We start from the raw sequence: 17,153 nt of genomic DNA on the forward strand, positions 1-17,153 counted from the left end.
GCCAAAGCCCGCCCCATTGGCCTGAGCGGCCATCGCGAGCGGCGATGGTGTGCTTCGCCAAAGCAGACTTTGCCGCGCGTCGTCACGCGGGCACGCTGTGACCCAGTCAGCGCATCACTTCCATCCAACGGCCTCTGAAGCCCGCGTCCACGACCAGGATTCCAACCAATGAATGAAACCCGCGAGCGCGTCGTCGTGACCGAGGTCGGTCTGCGCGACGGTCTGCAAAGCATTGCCCGCATCATGTCCACCGACGACAAGCGGCGCTGGATCGACGCCGCCTACGCGGCCGGCGTGCGCCACATGGAAGTCGCGTCGTTCGTGCCGGCGAAGCTGCTGCCGCAAATGGCGGACGCCGCCGACGTAGTCGCCCACGCCCGTAGCTACGACGATCTCAGCGTGAGCGCGCTCGTGCCGAACCTGAAGGGCGCGCAGCACGCGCTCGAGGCTGGCGTAGAGCGCATCGTCGCGCCGATTTCGGTGAGCGCCGCGCATAGCGCCGCGAACGTGCGCAAGACACCCGCCGAGATGATCGACGCGTTCGCCGCGATGCGCGAGCTGATCGATGGCGCGCCCCCGGCAGGTGGGCGCCGCGTCGAGTTGATCGCCGGTTTGTCGACGGTGTTCGGCTGCACGCTGCAGGGCGCCGTGCCGTACGCGGATATCGCCGCGATCGCGCGCGCCGCGGTGCAGGCCGGCGCCGACGTGATCGCGCTCGGCGATACGACCGGCGAAGCGACGCCGCGTCAGGTCGGCGAGGTCATCGAGCTGGTGCGCGACGTCGCGGGCGACAGGCTGCGCTCGCTGCATTTCCACGACACGCGCGGCCTCGGGCTCGCCAACACGCTGGTCGCGCTGCAGCACGGGATCCGCGAGTTCGACGCGTCGCTGGCTGGTCTCGGCGGCTGTCCGCATGCGCCGGGCGCAACCGGCAACGTCAATACCGAAGACCTCGTGTTCATGCTTCACAGCATGGGCTACGACACCGGTATCGACATCGCGCGGCTACTCGCATCGCGCGCGGTGCTGGCGCAAGCGCTGCCGGGCGAGCCGCTGTACGGCTATCTCGCGCGAGCGGGATTACCGAAACAGTTCGCGCACGCGCAAGCGGTCGCGCGCGACTCCGCCAGCTACGCCGAATCTTTGCATTGTCTCCATTCTTCCGTTCCGCAGGTGCCGCAATGACTCCGCTTTCCTCCGCTACTTCAGCTTCGTCGTCGACGTCTACGCCGCGGCCGGGCACCTTGCCGCTCGCGGGCATCCGCGTGATCGAGTTGTCGCATATGGTGATGGGTCCGACCTGCGGCATGATTCTCGGCGACCTCGGCGCCGAAGTGATCAAGGTCGAGCCGCCGCGCGGCGACAGCACGCGCCGGCTGCTCGGCACCGGCGCGGGCTTTTTTCGCACCTTCAATCGCAACAAGAAGAGCGTCGCGCTCGATCTCGACAGTGAAGCCGGTCTCGCCGCGCTGAAGCAACTCGTCGATAGCGCCGACGTCTTCGTCGAAAACTTCAAACCCGGCCGCATGGCGAGTCTCGGCCTCGATTACGCGACGCTGCGCGAGCGCAATCCGCGGCTGATTTACGTGTCCCACAAGGGCTTTCTCAATGGTCCGTACGAACATCGTCTGGCGCTCGACGAAGTCGTGCAGATGATGGCGGGCCTCGCGTACATGACCGGTCCGGTGGGCCGTCCGCTACGCGCGGGCAGCTCGGTCAACGACATCATGGGCGGCATGTTCGGCGCGATCGGTGTGCTGGCGGCGCTGCACGAGCGGCACGCGAGCGGCCGCGGCAAGGAGGTGCAGAGCGCGCTGTTCGAGAACTGCGTGCTGCTCTCGGCGCAGCACATGCAGCAGTTCGCGGCGACCGGCATGGCCGCCGCGCCGATGCCCGAGCGCATCAGCGCCTGGGCCGTCTACGACGTGTTTACGCTCGCGCACGGCGAGCAGATGTTCATCGCCGCGACCGGCGACGCGCAGTGGCGCGCGCTGTGCGCGATTCTCGAACGCGACGATCTGCTCGCCGATGCGCGCCTCGCGACCAACAACGACCGCGTGCTCGCGCGCGGCTGGCTGCTGCAGACGCTCGGCGAAAGCCTGAGCCGTCTCGACGGCGCGACGCTCGTGCCGCTGTTCGAGCGCAATCACATTCCGTTCGCGTCGATCACGAAGCCCGAGGAGTTGTTCGACGATCCGCACCTGAACGCGAGCGGCGGCCTGGTGCCGCTGACGCTCGACGACGGCAGCGAAACCGCGATGCCGTTGCTGCCGATTTCGCTCGACGGTGCGCGTCTCGGGCCGCGTCGGCCGATCGCGAAGATCGGCGAGCACACCGTCGAGGTGCTGCGCGAACTCGGGTTCGACGACGCGCGGATCGCGGAGCTCGGCGGTGGCGTGCAATCGCGGGCGCCGCGCGCGGCTGCGTGAGCGTCGTGCCGCGCTTGACCCGCTGCAGCGAGCAATAGACCAATAATTCTGGAGACAGACGATGAAATCGTCGAATCAGGCGATGTACTCAACGGCGCTCGGCGATGCCGGCGCGCTCGACGGCTCACCCACGGACGCGGGCGCAGATGCGGCAGGCTCGGACCGCGCCGGCGCGATCGCGCTCGACGGCGCGCGCATTTCCGCGCGGCTCGACCGGCTACCCGCGACCCGCACGATCTGGCAGCTCGTGATGCTGCTGAGCTTCGGCATGTTCTTCGAACTCTACGACCTGATGTACTCCGGCTATATTGCGCCGGGACTCGTGCACAGCGGCCTGCTGACGGCCACGACGCGCGGCCTGTTCGGCACGAGCGGCGTCGCGAGTTTCATCGCCGCGCTGTTCGCGGGCCTGTTCATCGGCACGGCGGCCTGCGGCTTTCTCGCCGACCGCTTCGGCCGGCGCGCGATCTTCACCTGGTCGCTGCTGTGGTACACGGCGGCCAACGTCGTGATGGCGTTCCAGCACACGGCGCTCGGATTGAACTGCTGGCGCTTTATCGCGGGAGTCGGCATCGGCGTCGAGATCGTCACGATCGGCACATATATTTCCGAACTCGTGCCGAAGCACATTCGCGGGCGCGCTTCGGCGTGCTCGCAGGCGGTCGGCTTCTGCGCGGTGCCGATCGTCGCGTTCCTGTCGTATCTGCTGGTGCCGCAACGCCTGTTCGGCCTCGACGGCTGGCGTGTGGTCGTGCTGATCGGCGCGATTGGCGCGATCGTGGTGTGGTGGATTCGCCGCGGCTTGCCGGAGAGCCCGCGCTGGCTCGCGCAAAAAGGCCGCCTCGACGAAGCCGACGCGGTGATGACGCGTCTCGAAGCACGCGTCGCGCGCGAGTATCGGCGCCAATGCGGCCTGCCGTTGCCCGAGCCCGCGCTGCCCGAACCGGTGCGCGCGCGGGCGGCGTTTCGTGATCTGCTGGTGCCGCCGTATCGTAAGCGCACGCTGATGCTGATCATCTTTCACGTGTTCCAGACGATGGGCTACTACGGCTTCGCGAACTGGATTCCGACGCTGCTGATGAAGCAGGGCATCACGGTGACGACGAGTCTGATGTACGCGAGCATCATCGCGATCGCGGCGCCGCTCGGGCCGTTGCTGGGGCTGCTGATCGCCGATCGCTTCGAGCGCAAGACCGTCATCGTCTGCATGGCGGCGGTCAACGTCGTGTGCGGACTCGCGTTCAGCCAGGCGCGCGAGACGGTGCTGCTCGTGAGCCTCGGCGTGTGCCTCGTGCTCGCGGGCAACATCATTTCATACAGCTATCACGCGTACCAGGCCGAACTGTTTCCGACCGGCATCCGCGCGCGCGCGGTCGGCTTCGTTTACTCATGGAGCCGGATTTCGGCGATGTTCTCGGCGTTCGTGATCGCCGCCTGCCTCGGTCGCTTCGGCGTGAACGGCGTGTTCGTGTTCATCTCGGGGGCAATGGCGATCGTCATGGTCGCGATCGGTACGCTGGGACCGAAGACGCGCGATGTCGCGCTCGAGGATCTTTCGAAGTAGCTAGGGCCTGTTCACGCTAATAACGGGCTTGCGAACGTGCCTTTGCGCGCGTAGTGCAAGGAGAGAGGAGCGCCGTTTGGCCGAGCCAAACAAGCGACGACCGACGCCGCAATACGAGCGGAAAGGCACGTTCCCCTGTATTAAAAAAAGCTTCAAGGGGCTGGCCGCCAGAAGGGCCGATCGCCGCGTCATGCTTCTTGCGAATACGTCGAGTATTCGTTGCCTCGCATTCCTTGCGCTCGGCCCTTCTGGCGGCCAGCGCAAGCCCGTTATTAGCGTGAACAGGCCCTATGAGTCCTGGCGAGTCTCGTCGTTGCTCGACAGCCGGTCCGATACGTTGCCGAGCAGCAGCGCGAGCAGCACCACGCCGATCATTGCGAACAGGAACCCGCCGATCATCGTGGCAAGTATCAGCGTGATCCATGAAATGCCGTCCATGTGTGCGGTTCCAGCGCGTTTGTCGGGGGCATCGTAACCCGTTCAGAACCACTTTTATGTGCGCTTGCCCGCCGTAAACCTGTCAGGCGACGCCGAACTATCGTCGCGTCGTGCCATTACGCGGCGCGTTCTCGACGGGTGTCACAATCGTTGCGTAGGGATGGCGGACTTCGTTCGCTGTCCCCAACCCCCTTTGCGGAAACCTCGTAGTCCATTTCCGCAATCGGTTGGCGGAAATGCACCCGCTCGCACCCGACTTATTCCGCCATTGGCCCATCTATTGCGGGGGCGCTAAAGTCGTCCGATATCCTTGTTTCAGGTTTGAAACGTTAATCGCCACGTTAATATTCCCGTCATCAATAAAAAATAGATTAAATAATCTGTTCTGGCGCGTTGAGTGCTTGCATTGGACGGGCGAAGGGTCGGTTGCACGGCGCTTGCGCGGATCGTCAGGGGAAGTTGTCGATGCAGCCGGACCCGCTTGGTAGGGCCGGGGGTTTTCACTCATCGATAGCCAATTCCGGCAAAAAATCTCTTTTAAAATGCCGCCTCGGTGGGTACATAAGGCGGGACACGCCGTTTTTCGAGTAGCCGCGCAGTGTGCGCTGGCGTACGCATTCATTTTTTAAATTGCATTAAGATTTGCGAGTGCATATTCAACCATATGCGGTTAGACGATTAATCCAGTGAAAAGACGGTCGTTTCGGTATTGTGCCGAATTGCACTGGCCGATCACGTATTCATAGTGCCAATATGTCTGCACTTTCGGACATGACGGCAGAGCGCCGGAGGCCGTCGCTATGATGCACTGCGCGGAGTTCGCATTGTGCGTGATCGTAAAAGGTGTAGTAGATCGTTTTCTGTCGAGAGGATGACTATGACCTGCGCGAGTCTCGAGTCTGCAATGCTGCGCTGGGTGCATGCTCCGAACAAGGGCGTGCGTCGTGTCGCGATTCTGTTGTTCAACGACTGCTCGCTGCAAGGGGCGGGCGTGATCGCCGAGGTGTTCCAGGCTGCCAACGAACTCGCCACTTCCGGTTCGGGCGCGTGGCTGTACGACGTATCGTTCTTGTCCGCCGGCGGCGGCATGGTGATTTCGTCGTCGGGTTTGCGCGTCTGGACCGACGGACTCGACGCGCGCCATTACGGCGGCTTCGACGCGCTCTATGTGGCGGGCGGCAAGGGCGCGGCGTCGGCGGCGCGCGATGAGCGTCTGCTTGGATGGCTGCGGCGCGTGCGTCGCAACACCTCGATGATCCGGCCGATCGCCGAAGGGCGCGCGGTGCTCGACGCGGCGGCCCTGCCCGAGGACAAGGACGGGAGCGACCCGCACCAGCCGGCCGTGGCCAGAATTGGCGCGGGCTCGGCGGAGCAGGGCGTCGTCGACCTTAACGACCGGCTGGAATCGATGCGCAGCGCGCTCGCGATGATCAAGCGCGATCTGGGCAACGCGACCGCGCGCTCGGCTGCCGAGCGGCTGCTGTCCGACTCGTGCACGAACCTCGCGCCGCTGCTCGGCGAGGACGGCGGCATGAGTCCCGGCGACAAGGTTCGCGCGGCGGCGCGCTGGCTGCAGGAAAACTGCCAGCAGGCGATTTCGATTGCGGATGCCGCGCAGTTCGCGGCGATGAGCGAGCGCAACTTTCTGCGCCGCTTCAAGATGGAAATGGGGATCACGCCGTCGAGTTTCCTGTTGCACGAGCGCCTCGCGGTGACGTGCAGCCTGTTGACCGAATCGGAATTGCCGGTCGACAAGATCGCCCGGCGCACCGGGATGGGCAACGGCGACCGGCTAGCGAAAGTGTTTCGCAAGCGGATGAGGATTTCGCCGACCGAGTTCAGGATTCAAAGCCGCCGCATGGCAGGCGAGTAGCACCGACGGAGCCAGCCCGGTAACCGCGCGTGACAGGCGGGGACGGGTCCGTTGTTCGTCGTACCTTGCAGATCGAAAAGGATATCCCGATATGTTGACGCAGGCAGGTGTGAGCGCCCGATCCGTCGAGCCGAACGGCGCAAGCGCCGGGGTTGCTGGCGCGCGCTGCGCGCACATCGTCCCGGTCATTCTCGCGGGCGGCTCGGGCACGCGGCTTTGGCCGGTGTCGCGCGAAAACTTTCCGAAGCAGCTGATCGACGTGGTCGGCTCCGACTCGCTGCTGCAGGCGACCGCGCGGCGGCTCGAGAGCTTCCCGGCGGGCTGGAGCGTCGACGCTTCGCCGATCGTCGTGTGCGGCGAGGAGCATCGCTTCGTGATCGCCGAACAGTTGCATGAAAACGGCGTCGACGCGCGTCTGATCGTCGAGCCCGCGCGCCGCGACACGGCGCCCGCGCTGACGCTCGCGGCATCGCTCGCGTGCGCGGCCGGCGACGACGCGATCCTGATCGTGATGCCGGCCGACCACGCGATCGCGGACGTGCCTGCCCTGCAGCGCGCGCTAGCGTGCGCGGCGCACCACGCGAGCGAGGGCGCGATTGCGACGCTCGGTGTGCCGCCGACGCGTGCCGACACCGGCTTCGGCTATATCCGGATCGGCGCGGCATTGGCCGCTGGCGGCCACGCGATCGACGGTTTCGTCGAGAAGCCCGCCGAGGAACTCGCGAGGCAATACCTGGCGGCCGGCACCTACTGGTGGAATAGCGGCATCTTCATCGTGCGTGCGCGCGTGTGGCTCGACACGCTCGCGGCGCTGCGGCCCGACATGCATGCGCCGTGCGCAACCGCGTTCGCGAGCGGCAAGCAGGACGGCGACGTATTCCGGCCATCGCACGACGCGTTCCTCGACGTGCCCGCCGATTCGATCGACTATGCGGTGATGGAGCGTTTGACCGAACCGGCGCCGGCGCAAGACGACAGCGCGAGCAACGTCGAAGCGCAAGGCGCGGCACAGGACGATATGCAAGCTCAAAGTCGAGCCGCGGTCATTCCCCCCGGCGTCGTGATCCCGCTCGAAGCCGGCTGGTCCGACCTCGGCTCATGGGACGCGGTATGGGCCGCGATGGAGAAGGACCCGAACGGCAACGCCGGGCGCGGCCGCGTGGCGTTCGAAGGCGCGGTGTCCTGCTATGCGCATTCGGAAGGGCGGCTCGTCGCGTGCGTCGGCACCGCGAACGTCGTCGTGGTCGAGACCGCGGACGCGGTGCTCGTGGTGGATCGCTCGCATGTGCAGGACGTCAAGGGGCTCGTGTCGCGCATCAAGGCGCAGCACGCGCCGGAGGCCGACGCGCATCGCAAGGTGCGGCGCCCCTGGGGCTTCTACGACTCGATCGATCGCGGAGAGCGCTTCCAGGTCAAGCGCATCGTCGTGACGCCCGGCGCAAAGCTGTCGCTGCAACTCCATCATCATCGCGCTGAGCATTGGGTGGTCGTGCGCGGCACCGCGCTCGTCACGCGCGGCGAAGAGCAGTTCCTGCTCAGCGAAAACGAATCGACCTACATTCCGCTCGGCACGCGTCACCGGCTCGAAAACCCCGGCAGGGTGCCGCTCGAAATCATCGAAATCCAGTCGGGTACCTATCTCGGCGAAGACGACATCGTGAGGTTTGACGACAACTACGGCCGCTGCCCGTAGGCAGCCCATACACGCCCCTTTTTGCGTACAGGAACGGCAGAACGAGGTAAGTAAAATGCGCAAGTTTCAGGATCTGCTCGCGCGGATTTTCGATGTCGCTCTGGTATTGGCGGGTGCGACCGTGGCGTCGCGGATCCGCTTCGATTATCTCGGCCAGTCGGGTTTCTACTGGGCGCTGGTGATGTTTTCGGCTGCGTTCGCGCTCGCGATCTTCCCCGCGTTCGGCGTCTACGAATCATGGCGCGGCCGCTCGAAGCTCGGGCTCGCCGGTCAGGTGTCGCTCGCGTGGCTGATCGTGCAGGCCTGCGCGCTCGTGCTGATGTACTCGCTGCATCGCATCGATATCGTGTCGCGGCTGTGGTTCTCGTACTGGACCGCGACGACGGGTGGCCTGCTGATCGCGAATCGGGTGATCGCGCACGCGGTGCTCGCGCGGGCGCGCGGCGCGGGTATGAACCTGCATCAGGTGGCGATCGTCGGCAGCGGTTCGCAGTGCGATGCGCTCCTGCGCCGCATCGAGTCGGCGCCGACCGCGGGCTTTCGCGCGACCGCCGTCTACAACACGCGCCCGGACGACTCCGGCGTGACGGATCCGCGCGTGCCGGTGTTCGATCGCGTCGATCTGCTGGCCGACTACATCCGCACCAACGACGTGCACGAGCTATGGCTGATGCTGTCGCTGTCCGAGGAGCCGCTGATCTGCGCGCTGATCGACGAGTTCCGCGACGACCTCGTGAATATCCGCTTCATGCCGGACGTGCGCAGCCATGCGCTGTTCGAAGGCAGTGGCGTGGTCGATCTGCTCGGCGTGCCGGCGATCAATCTGGTCGCCTCGCCGCTGTCGGCCAACGCGATGCTGAAAAAGGAAGTCTTCGACCGGCTGTTCGCCGCGGCCGCGATCGTTGCCCTCGCGCCGCTGCTGCTTGGCATCGCGATCGCGGTCAAGCTGTCCTCGCGCGGACCGGTGCTGTTCAAACAGAAGCGCAAGGGTGCGGACGGCCGAGTGTTCACGATCTACAAGTTCCGCTCGATGCGCGTGCATACCGAAGCGAAGGGCACCTTGAGCCAGGCGACGCGCGACGACAAGCGCGTGACGAAAGTGGGCGCGTTTCTGCGCCGCACGAGCCTCGACGAGCTGCCGCAATTTTTCAACGTGTTGCGTGGCGACATGTCGGTCGTAGGACCGCGTCCCCATGCGCTCGAGCACGACGACCTCTATCAGAAGGTGGTCGCGGGCTATATCAATCGCTACCGGATCAAACCGGGAATCACGGGCTGGGCGCAAATCAACGGCTTCCGTGGCGAAACCGACCGCATCGAGAAGATGGAGCGTCGCGTCGAACATGACCTGTACTACCTGGGTCACTGGTCGTTCGCACTCGACATGCGGATCATCGGCGCGACGATTGTCGCCGGACTGGTGCATCGAAACGCTTACTAGAAAGTCGATAACAACGCCTCGGGGCGAAGGAGTAAAGATCATGAGCTCACTTGGTTTTCGCACAGGAAGTCTTGTGGTTTTCGCAAGCGCAGCATTGCTTTCCGGATGTCAGATCGTACCGGGACAACGGATGGTCACGCCGGCCACGATTCAGGACACGGGTGGCGAATTCAGTACCGAAGCCTCGCAGCAGAAGCAGATTCCGATCACCGATATCAATCTGGAACTGCTGAAGAAGCTGAATGCCGACCAGACTGCCGCGGTGTTGCCGCCGACGACGACGGGTCTGTTCGGCAAGCCGGCCGTCTACAGGGTCGGCCCCGGAGACGTGCTGCAGATCGTCGTGTGGGATCATCCGGAACTCGCGGCCGCGCTGGGACAGCCGCCGACGACCTCGCGCCCTTCCGATGCAAGTCCGGGCTTCCTGATCGACGAGAACGGCGACATCCAGTTTCCGTACGCGGGCAACCTGCACGTCGCCGGCAAGGACGTCGCGACGATCCAGCGCGAGCTGTATTCGCGGCTGAGCAAGGTCTATCAGAAGCCCGAGGTGACGGTGCGCGTCGCGTCGTTCCGTAACGCGACGGTATATATCGACGGCGAAGTGCGCACACCGGGCACGCAATCGATCAACGACATTCCGATGTCGCTGACGAACGCGATCGGCCTGAGCGGCGGCTTCAACACGACCGCGGATCGCAGCCGGGTCGATCTGATCCGCGACGGCAAGACCTATAGGCTGAACATCGACGACCTCATCAAGCACGGCCGCAATCCGTCGGATATCTATCTGCAGCCGGGCGATACCGTGCGCGTGAACGCGCGCGAAGACAGCGGCGTCTACGTGATGGGCGAAGTCAACAAGCCGGCCACGGTGCTGCCGTTGCGCAACGGCTCGCTGACGCTGTCGCAGGCGATCTCCGACGGCGGCAGCTTCGACTCGAATACGGCCTCGGGGCAGCAGCTGTTCGTGATCCGCAATTCGACCAGCGACTCGCCGCAGATCTATCACCTCGATGCGACCTCGCCGGTGGCGATGCTGCTCGCGAACCAGTTCGAGCTGCAGCCGAAGGACATCGTGTACGTCGGTCAGGGCGGTCTGGTTCGCTTCAACCGTGTGTTGAACCTGCTGTTGCCCGCGATCAACGCGGCGGTGACGGGAGTCGTCGTGTCGAAGTGACGCATGCGTGACGCGATATCTGAACCGGCAGGCCTTGTTGGGTGAAAACATGGCAATCAATTACGAAAACCGTTACGCCGGCGTGTATGAACCGGGGCAGTTGCATCTGTCGGACTACGTGCGCACGATCGTGCGCGGTTGGCGCACGATCCTCACCGTGACGCTGATCGCGCTCGCGCTCGGTTGCGCGTACGCGTTCCTCACGCCGCCGGTCTATCGTTCGGACGTGCTGTTTCACGTCCAGGACAGGACGGCGAATGCGGTCAACGTCAATGCGAACGGCCGGGACGCGGCGGCGCCGCTTCCCGGCGCGTACGATTCGAAGCCGTCGACCGCGGCGCAGATCGAGCTTTTGAAGTCGCGTCTCGTCACCGAGGAGGCGGTCCGCGCGCTGCACCTCGACATCACGGCGAAGCCGCGTTATCTGCCGGTGATCGGCAGCAAGATCGCCGGACTCGTGAACGGGCACTGGTGGTTCCGGCTGCCGTCGTTCGTCAACCTGCGCGGGTTCGCGTGGGGCAACGAGAGCATCGCGGTGTCGCGCTTCGACACGTCGAAGGACTTGTATGGCGAGACCTTCACGCTAGTCGCGGGCGCCGGCAACACCTTCATGCTGCGCGATCCTCACGGCAGCGCGATCCTGTCGGGGCGCGTCGGCGAGACCGTGCAAACCGATACCGCGATCGGCCCGGTCACGCTGCACGTCGACACACTGGTCGGCGCGCCCGGCTCGCGTTTCGAGCTGACGCGCGCGTCGACGCTCGGCACGGTGGAGCGTCTGGCGAAGACGATGGTCGTGCAGGAAACGGCGGAGGACTCCGGCGTGATCCGCGTGAGTCTCGAAGGCGCCGATCCGGCGCTGACCGCGGCGATCGTCAACAACGTGGCGCGCCAGTTCGTGCGGCAGGATCTCGCGAGCCATTCGACCGAATCCGACCACACGCTCGCGTATCTCGAACAGCAACTGCCCGACGCGCGCAAGGCGCTCGACGACGCAGAAGAGCGCTACGGCAAGTTCCGCAATACACATGGCGCCGTCGATCTCGGTGAAGAAAGCAAGCTGCTGCTGCAGCAGATCGTCGACAACAAGACGAAGCTGCTCGATCTGCAGCAGCAGCGCGCGGAGCTGTTGCAGCGTTTTACGCCGAATCATCCGATGGTCGCCGCGCTCGATGCGCAGATCGCCGCGTTGCAGGGCGCGCAGAGCACGATGAACCACAGCGTCTCGACGATGCCCGACACCGAGCAGACCGCGCTGCGTCTGCAGCGCGACGTGCACGTGAACACCGATCTGTACATGAACCTGCTCAACAGCGTGCAGCGACTGCGGGTCGCGCAGGCGGGGCAGGTGAGCGGCGTGCGCGTGGTGGACTTCGCCGAAACGCCCGACGATCCGGTGTGGCCGAAGCGCATGCTGGTGATCCTGATCTCGCTCGGCGGCGGCCTCGCGCTCGGCTTGCTGCTGGTCTTCTTGCGGCGCGCGATGCGCGGCGGCGTGGAGCGCCCGGACGAACTCGAGGGGATGCTCGGCGTGCCGGTATTCGCGGTGGTGCCGCGCAGCCAGACGCAATTGCGCCTGCAGGAAAAGGTGTCGCTGCGCCAGCGCGGGCAGCATGTGCTGGCGCAACAGGCGCCCGAAGATATCGCGGTGGAAGGGGTGCGCAATCTGCGCACCTCGCTGCAGCTGTCGCTCGATCATGCGGCCAACAACGTCGTGATGATCACCGGTTCGCGGCCCGATGCGGGCAAGTCGTTCCTGTCGGTGAATCTGGCGACGCTGGTCGCGTCGGCGAACAAGCGCGTGCTGATCATCGACGGCGACATGCGACGCGGCGACGTGCATTCGCATTTCGGCGTCAGCCATCGGCCGGGACTGTCCGACGTGCTGTGCGGCGGCGATCTCAACGCGATGATCCAGCGCGACGTGCTGCCCAACCTCGACGTGCTCGCGAAAGGCACGCTGCCCTCGCACCCGGCCGAGCTGCTGATGAGCAAACGCTTCGAAGCGATGCTCGAGGTGTTGAAGCCGCAATACGACGTCGTGATCATCGACACGCCGCCGGTGCTCGCCGTGACCGACTCGACGCTGATCGGCAAATACGCGGCGACGACGCTGCTCGTCGTGCGGCATGGGCGTCAACCGCTGCATGAGATCATCGAAACCACCAAACGCCTGCGTAACGGTGGCGTCGGTCTGCGCGGCGTGCTGCTCACCGACGTTCCGCAGGAAGCGGCGTTTCTCGGCTCGGGGTATCAGGGCGGCTATTACGGCTACGACAGCATCGCCGGCTGACACTGCTGCCCGCGCGCGCGTCTTTCGGGGCGCCGCGCGGGCGGGCGTGATCGACTGCACGCCCGTGCCGCCGTCCCGCGAGATACCTCGCAATCCTTAGTGGTGACGCAGCAGATCGCGCAATGCGCGCGACTCTTCCGCCGTCGGTTGCATGGTTTGCCACGCCGACTCGTGCGACGCGAGCGCGACGAGCCGTTGCGCGGCCTTGCTGCTCGAATCGATCCGCAACGCTTCGTTGGCGTTGTGCGACGCGCACTCCCAATGTCCCACGTTGCTGCAGCCGCGCGCGAGGCTCAGCAACGCGTCGCGTTGCTGCTCTAGCGTGCTCACCTGGGCGCGCATGCTGCGCGCGCCGCGATTGTCGGGCTGCGCGGTGATTACGGCGGCGAGGCGTGCTCTGGTCGCCGCCAGATTGCCTCGTTGCAGATAGCCGTGCGCGGCTTTCAGATTGCGCTCGGCGTCGGCGCGCTGTTTGTCGGCTTGCGTGAGCGGGGCGGCCATCGTGTCGGTGTTGGTGCTGGTCGACGCGAGCGCCGTGCCACGCGGCGTGGGCGCGGAGATGGCCGCGCTCGATGTCTTCGTTGACGCTACGGCGCGCGCGGTCGTGACAACGGGCGGTGTCGGTCGCGCTGCGGTCGGCGTGGTCGCAACGACGGGCGTTGACGGTCGCGCTGGGGCGGGCGCGGTCGCCACGACGGGTGGAGCCGATCGCGCCACGGCAGGCGCGGTCGCAACGACCGGCGGTGACGATGGCGCGATGGTCGGTGCGGTCGCCACGATGGGCGGGCTCGATCGCGCTACGGCGGGCGCGGTCGCAACGACCGGCGGTGACGATGGCGCGATGGTCGGTGCGGTCGCCACGATGGGCGGGCTCGATCGCGCTACGGCGGGCGCGGTCGCAACGACCGGCGGTGACGATGGCGCAACGGTCGGTGCGGTCGCCACGACGGGCGGTGACGGTGGCGCGACGAGGGCCGCGTGCACGTTCGCCGGTTGCTGCCGCGCGACGACAACGGGACGCGGCCGTTGCGCGACGATCGACGCCGGCTTCGGCGCCGCGGCAACCGACGGCGCCGCATTCTGCGCAACGTTCTGTGCAGGGGCTTGGCCAGGGTTGTCCGGGCGCACCGTGCCGAAGACCGTGACCGGCGTGTCGACGCTCGCATCGTCGTCGTTGAGTAGAACGAAGGCGACGTATACGACGCCGAGCGTCGCGAGCGCGGCTGCGGCAAGCGCGAGCGGATGCCGCCGTCGACGCCCGCCCGGCTCGAACGTCGCTTCGTCGATCAGATCGTAGGGGCTCATCTTCGTTTGCGCGGAGCGTCGCGACGAACGGTCCGCGGGCAAGCTCGCGGCCGCTGGCAGCGGTTCGAGTTGCGTGCGCGATGCGCTCAGCGCCCGGGATCGCGCGGAGCGCTCGCCGGGCTTGTCGTCCGTATCGAACGAATCGATCGGCAGCGCATGGCATGCGGGACACGGCGAAAAGCGGCCCGACAGCGGCACGCCGCAGTATGCGCAGTGATGGAAAAACGGCTGGTCGGAGGTCGTGTCGCGCGGCATGGCCGTGTCGCTCCACTGGCGCCGAAGGGCGGCGCCATCAAAAAGAATGAATGCAACGACGCCCGCAAGCGGCGTCGGCCGGACTACTGGACGACGTAACCGCGCGCCTGCATGCACGCGCCGTAGGCGGCCCAATAGCGGGTCATCGGCGGCTCGGGCGCGGGCAGCGGCGGCAGCTTCACGTTCGACGCCGCGTTGGCCTGCAGCGAAGCGGCCGCCCCATCCGACGCGCCGGGTGCCGCGGTCGCACTGGGGCCCGTTGCCGCTGCCGATGCGTTCGGCGGTGCATTCGCCGCCGCGGTGGCCGGCGCGCCTGGCGCGCTGGCGCCGGCCGCGGCTTCGTTCACCGGTTTCGCCGACGATGCACCGCCAGGCGCTTGCGCCTCAGCCAACGGCGCGCTCGCGGCTTCGGGCGCGCTCGCGCTCCACGGCAGCGGCGTGGCTGAGAAGGAACTAGGCGGAAGCGGCGGCTTCGACGGTACGCCGGTCGACGCACCTTTGGCCGCGGGCGGCTGACGCGGCGGAATCTGCGACTCGTGGGCCATGTTGACCCCGGTCACGCGGTTCGCCTCGGCGTAGCACATCGCGTTGTCGATGCTGCGCTCGTAAGGGCTCTGACTTCGGATCGGATAGGTGACAGGCCGCCACGCGAACGCGGCAGTGCTCGTCACCAACAGCGTCAGTACGGTATATGTTCTAAATGCCATCGCAGTCACTCCCGCAGCGATGTCTCGCCTTTTTGTGTTTGATTTCGTGTCGTGCTTTCGTTCTGTGCTCGTTGCGCGTCGTGTTCGAGCTCGTTCTCATGCCTGGCGCTCGTGCTTCTGTCGCGGCTTGCCGATAGGCCGTGGCGTTGCGGTGCTTGGCGCCACGGCTCCCCGGAACGGGCACGTCGCGAATGCCGCTTTAACGAGCGTAGCACCGCGGTTTGGCCACGCGATGCATCGGATAGCGCGCGAAAACGCCATCGTGCAGTGCAATCAGGACACAATCGGCGAGGCGGCGTTGAAGATCGGGACAATCCCTGGTCACCACGAAGGATCGTCAGGAGTCGAAGATGAAAAACCTATCGTATCGCTATCGGCCGCTTTGCGCAGCGTTCTGTCTGTCGGTGCTGTCGCTCGCCGCGCCGCTCGCGAGCGGCGCGAGCGACGCCAACATGAGCGCGGAGACGGCGGGTGAGCGCGCAAGCTTCGCGCAGGCGTTTTGCGACGTGTCGCCAGAGCGGATCGGCGCCTATAAGGAGCGGCTCCGAAAGGTCCTGACCGGTGCGACCGATTTCGATCAGCACTGGGACACGGGCTGGCACCGCGCCGACATCACCAATAGCCAGATGAACGCACTGCGCGAGCGAGATCCGAAGGAATTCGCGGCGCGCATCAAGGTCAATTGCGAACGGCTCAAGTGGATGGCGGGTAATGCGTTGCACCGGCCTGCGCAGAAGTGAAGTGAAACGAGCGCGCTGTCGGGCGACCGAAACTGGCGGATCGTGGCCTCATGCAGAAGGCTTCGGCGGGCTGAATCTCGCGCGGCTGTATTCCGTGACATGCGAACCGACTGGAACCGGAAGCTTTTTGCATCACTCGACGGTTTCGGCCAAAAATACACATTATTATGACTTTCGATTAATGTTCGGCTAACCGTCGAGTAGTCTGCAGATGTAACTCTCAACGACTTTTCGAGCATGTAACTAATTCGCGAATATCGTTTTGTCCGTACTGCGGCACATTTGCGGCGGTAATGAGGCCTGCTATGTGAATATTAGCTAACGTAATGCCGGACCGACCTTCTGCTGGGCAAGTTTCCAGATCAAACGCTGTTTGACCTTTTGCCGTTATCGTTTCGAAGTGAGGAGCGATTATGTTGAACCCGAAGACGTTCGGACACTTCCTTTGGCTCGTCCGCAAGACGTGGATAACACGCGGGCCGCGTTTGTACTACTCGCAGTTTGGAGAGGACGCGGTGTTGCGCGAGATAATCAGTCCCCGGTGCAATAAGGGTGTTTATGTCGACGTTGGTGCATACCACCCTGTCAAGTTCTCGAACACACATGCGCTTTACAAGCGTGGTTGGCGCGGCATCAACATAGACATGGATCCAGTGAAAATTGAAACGTTTTCTCTTGCGCGGTCTGGTGATGTCAATGTATGTGCGGCCGTCTCGAACGAGAAACAGCTCAAGGAAGTCTATAATTTTTCAAATTATGGGTTGACTTCGACCATAGATCCCATAGTGGCTGCGGCCGAAGTCCAGAAGCCTATCTCCGTCCGGACCGTTGAAACTACCACATTGAACGACGTTCTCGAGCACACCCCGTACGCCGGTCAGGAAATCGATCTGCTTTCCATCGACGTGGAAGGTCACGATTACGAAGTCTTGCGATCGATTGATATCAGCAGGTATAAACCAAAGATCATTATTGTGGAGTCTACGCTGACTTCGATAAGGGAAGTAATAGATTCCGCCATATTTCGCTATCTGGAGGAGCGCAATTACCGACTGGTCAGTTGGACATATTTGTCGCTGATCTTCAGAGTGGAAAGATCTCAAATCTTTCGCACTCAGTTATAGCGTTACGGTTCTGCACGTATCGTCCTTGCAGCTGCTATCAATTTCACAATCCCACTATCAACGGCCGCTGCAACGGTCCAGATATACCTGGACCGACTGGTGCCTCAGCCG

General features: G+C 64.7%; 13 protein-coding genes. 10 read left to right on the top strand and 3 right to left on the bottom strand.

The annotated features are described in order from the left end of the window. Positions 1 to 168 precede the first annotated feature (168 nt). The 3 genes from OKW26_RS37015 to OKW26_RS37025 all read left to right on the top strand — a co-directional run bounded on the left by OKW26_RS37015 (position 169) and on the right by OKW26_RS37025 (position 3,993). A complete protein-coding gene (locus tag OKW26_RS37015) occupies positions 169 to 1,185 on the top strand; it encodes a hydroxymethylglutaryl-CoA lyase (protein ID WP_429356672.1) in 1,017 nt (338 codons plus the stop codon). Then, entirely contained in the window at positions 1,182 to 2,429 is a 1,248-nt protein-coding gene (locus OKW26_RS37020; protein ID WP_429356673.1) for a CaiB/BaiF CoA transferase family protein, read from the top strand. Before OKW26_RS37015 ends, OKW26_RS37020 begins: the two co-directional genes overlap by 4 nt. A 61-nt stretch (positions 2,430 to 2,490) precedes the next feature. Beyond that, the gene (locus tag OKW26_RS37025; protein WP_090803252.1) at positions 2,491 to 3,993 is read left to right on the top strand and encodes an MFS transporter; all 1,503 of its coding nucleotides are present in this window, start codon (positions 2,491 to 2,493) and stop codon (positions 3,991 to 3,993) included. A gap of 288 nt (positions 3,994 to 4,281) precedes the next feature. On the opposite strand, the gene OKW26_RS37030 is transcribed toward OKW26_RS37025, so the two are convergent. Then, on the bottom strand, positions 4,282 to 4,431 hold the full coding sequence (locus tag OKW26_RS37030; RefSeq protein ID WP_167368625.1) for a hypothetical protein: 150 nt from the start codon (positions 4,429 to 4,431) through the stop codon (positions 4,282 to 4,284). 877 nt (positions 4,432 to 5,308) lie between these two features. Here OKW26_RS37030 and OKW26_RS37035 point away from each other — a divergent pair. The 5 genes from OKW26_RS37035 to OKW26_RS37055 all read left to right on the top strand — a co-directional run bounded on the left by OKW26_RS37035 (position 5,309) and on the right by OKW26_RS37055 (position 12,911). After that, entirely contained in the window at positions 5,309 to 6,304 is a 996-nt protein-coding gene (locus tag OKW26_RS37035; protein ID WP_429357162.1) for a helix-turn-helix domain-containing protein, read from the top strand. A 91-nt stretch (positions 6,305 to 6,395) separates the two neighbouring features. Next, complete coding sequence (locus tag OKW26_RS37040) at positions 6,396 to 7,997, top strand: sugar phosphate nucleotidyltransferase (protein ID WP_184062193.1); 1,602 nt, start codon at positions 6,396 to 6,398, stop codon at positions 7,995 to 7,997. Positions 7,998 to 8,052: 55 nt separating this feature from the next. Further along, complete coding sequence (locus tag OKW26_RS37045; RefSeq protein WP_429356674.1) at positions 8,053 to 9,438, top strand: undecaprenyl-phosphate glucose phosphotransferase; 1,386 nt, start codon at positions 8,053 to 8,055, stop codon at positions 9,436 to 9,438. Positions 9,439 to 9,478: 40 nt separating this feature from the next. Further along, a complete protein-coding gene (locus OKW26_RS37050) occupies positions 9,479 to 10,618 on the top strand; it encodes a polysaccharide biosynthesis/export family protein (protein WP_187615911.1) in 1,140 nt (379 codons plus the stop codon). Positions 10,619 to 10,667: 49 nt separating this feature from the next. Continuing rightward, a complete protein-coding gene (locus tag OKW26_RS37055; RefSeq protein ID WP_429356675.1) occupies positions 10,668 to 12,911 on the top strand; it encodes a polysaccharide biosynthesis tyrosine autokinase in 2,244 nt (747 codons plus the stop codon). A 96-nt stretch (positions 12,912 to 13,007) separates the two neighbouring features. Here the strand turns inward: OKW26_RS37055 and OKW26_RS37060 are convergent, their stop codons facing one another. Continuing rightward, positions 13,008 to 14,471: a hypothetical protein gene (locus OKW26_RS37060; protein WP_429356676.1), complete on the bottom strand. Its 1,464-nt coding sequence runs from the start codon at positions 14,469 to 14,471 to the stop codon at positions 13,008 to 13,010. A gap of 83 nt (positions 14,472 to 14,554) precedes the next feature. Beyond that, positions 14,555 to 15,178 carry a hypothetical protein gene (locus OKW26_RS37065; protein ID WP_429356677.1) on the bottom strand — a complete coding sequence of 208 codons (624 nt, stop codon included), beginning with the start codon at positions 15,176 to 15,178 and terminating at the stop codon, positions 14,555 to 14,557. A 350-nt stretch (positions 15,179 to 15,528) separates the two neighbouring features. Here OKW26_RS37065 and OKW26_RS37070 point away from each other — a divergent pair, with 350 nt between their 5' ends. Both OKW26_RS37070 and OKW26_RS37075 read left to right on the top strand, forming a co-directional pair. Then, positions 15,529 to 15,918, top strand: coding sequence for a hypothetical protein (locus OKW26_RS37070; RefSeq protein WP_187627379.1), 390 nt, complete (start codon positions 15,529 to 15,531; stop codon positions 15,916 to 15,918). A 413-nt stretch (positions 15,919 to 16,331) separates the two neighbouring features. Continuing rightward, entirely contained in the window at positions 16,332 to 17,042 is a 711-nt protein-coding gene (locus tag OKW26_RS37075; protein ID WP_260330644.1) for an FkbM family methyltransferase, read from the top strand. The last annotated feature ends 111 nt before the right edge of the window (positions 17,043 to 17,153 follow it).

This window comes from Paraburkholderia sp. 32, assembly GCF_050435345.1.
GTDB classification, from domain to species: Bacteria; Pseudomonadota; Gammaproteobacteria; order Burkholderiales; family Burkholderiaceae; genus Paraburkholderia; species Paraburkholderia tuberum.

What these genes read in the sequence shown, in the direction of transcription:
- OKW26_RS37015 (WP_429356672.1), top strand. Translation starts at nt 169, where the DNA reads ATGAATGAAACCCGCGAGCGCGTCGTCGTGACCGAGGTCGGTCTGCGC.
- OKW26_RS37020 (WP_429356673.1), top strand. Translation starts at nt 1,182, where the DNA reads ATGACTCCGCTTTCCTCCGCTACTTCAGCTTCGTCGTCGACGTCTACG.
- OKW26_RS37025 (WP_090803252.1), top strand. Translation starts at nt 2,491, where the DNA reads ATGAAATCGTCGAATCAGGCGATGTACTCAACGGCGCTCGGCGATGCC.
- OKW26_RS37030 (WP_167368625.1), bottom strand. Translation starts at nt 4,431, where the DNA reads ATGGACGGCATTTCATGGATCACGCTGATACTTGCCACGATGATCGGC.
- OKW26_RS37035 (WP_429357162.1), top strand. Translation starts at nt 5,309, where the DNA reads ATGACCTGCGCGAGTCTCGAGTCTGCAATGCTGCGCTGGGTGCATGCT.
- OKW26_RS37040 (WP_184062193.1), top strand. Translation starts at nt 6,396, where the DNA reads ATGTTGACGCAGGCAGGTGTGAGCGCCCGATCCGTCGAGCCGAACGGC.
- OKW26_RS37045 (WP_429356674.1), top strand. Translation starts at nt 8,053, where the DNA reads ATGCGCAAGTTTCAGGATCTGCTCGCGCGGATTTTCGATGTCGCTCTG.
- OKW26_RS37050 (WP_187615911.1), top strand. Translation starts at nt 9,479, where the DNA reads ATGAGCTCACTTGGTTTTCGCACAGGAAGTCTTGTGGTTTTCGCAAGC.
- OKW26_RS37055 (WP_429356675.1), top strand. Translation starts at nt 10,668, where the DNA reads ATGGCAATCAATTACGAAAACCGTTACGCCGGCGTGTATGAACCGGGG.
- OKW26_RS37060 (WP_429356676.1), bottom strand. Translation starts at nt 14,471, where the DNA reads ATGCCGCGCGACACGACCTCCGACCAGCCGTTTTTCCATCACTGCGCA.
- OKW26_RS37065 (WP_429356677.1), bottom strand. Translation starts at nt 15,178, where the DNA reads ATGGCATTTAGAACATATACCGTACTGACGCTGTTGGTGACGAGCACT.
- OKW26_RS37070 (WP_187627379.1), top strand. Translation starts at nt 15,529, where the DNA reads ATGAAAAACCTATCGTATCGCTATCGGCCGCTTTGCGCAGCGTTCTGT.
- OKW26_RS37075 (WP_260330644.1), top strand. Translation starts at nt 16,332, where the DNA reads ATGTTGAACCCGAAGACGTTCGGACACTTCCTTTGGCTCGTCCGCAAG.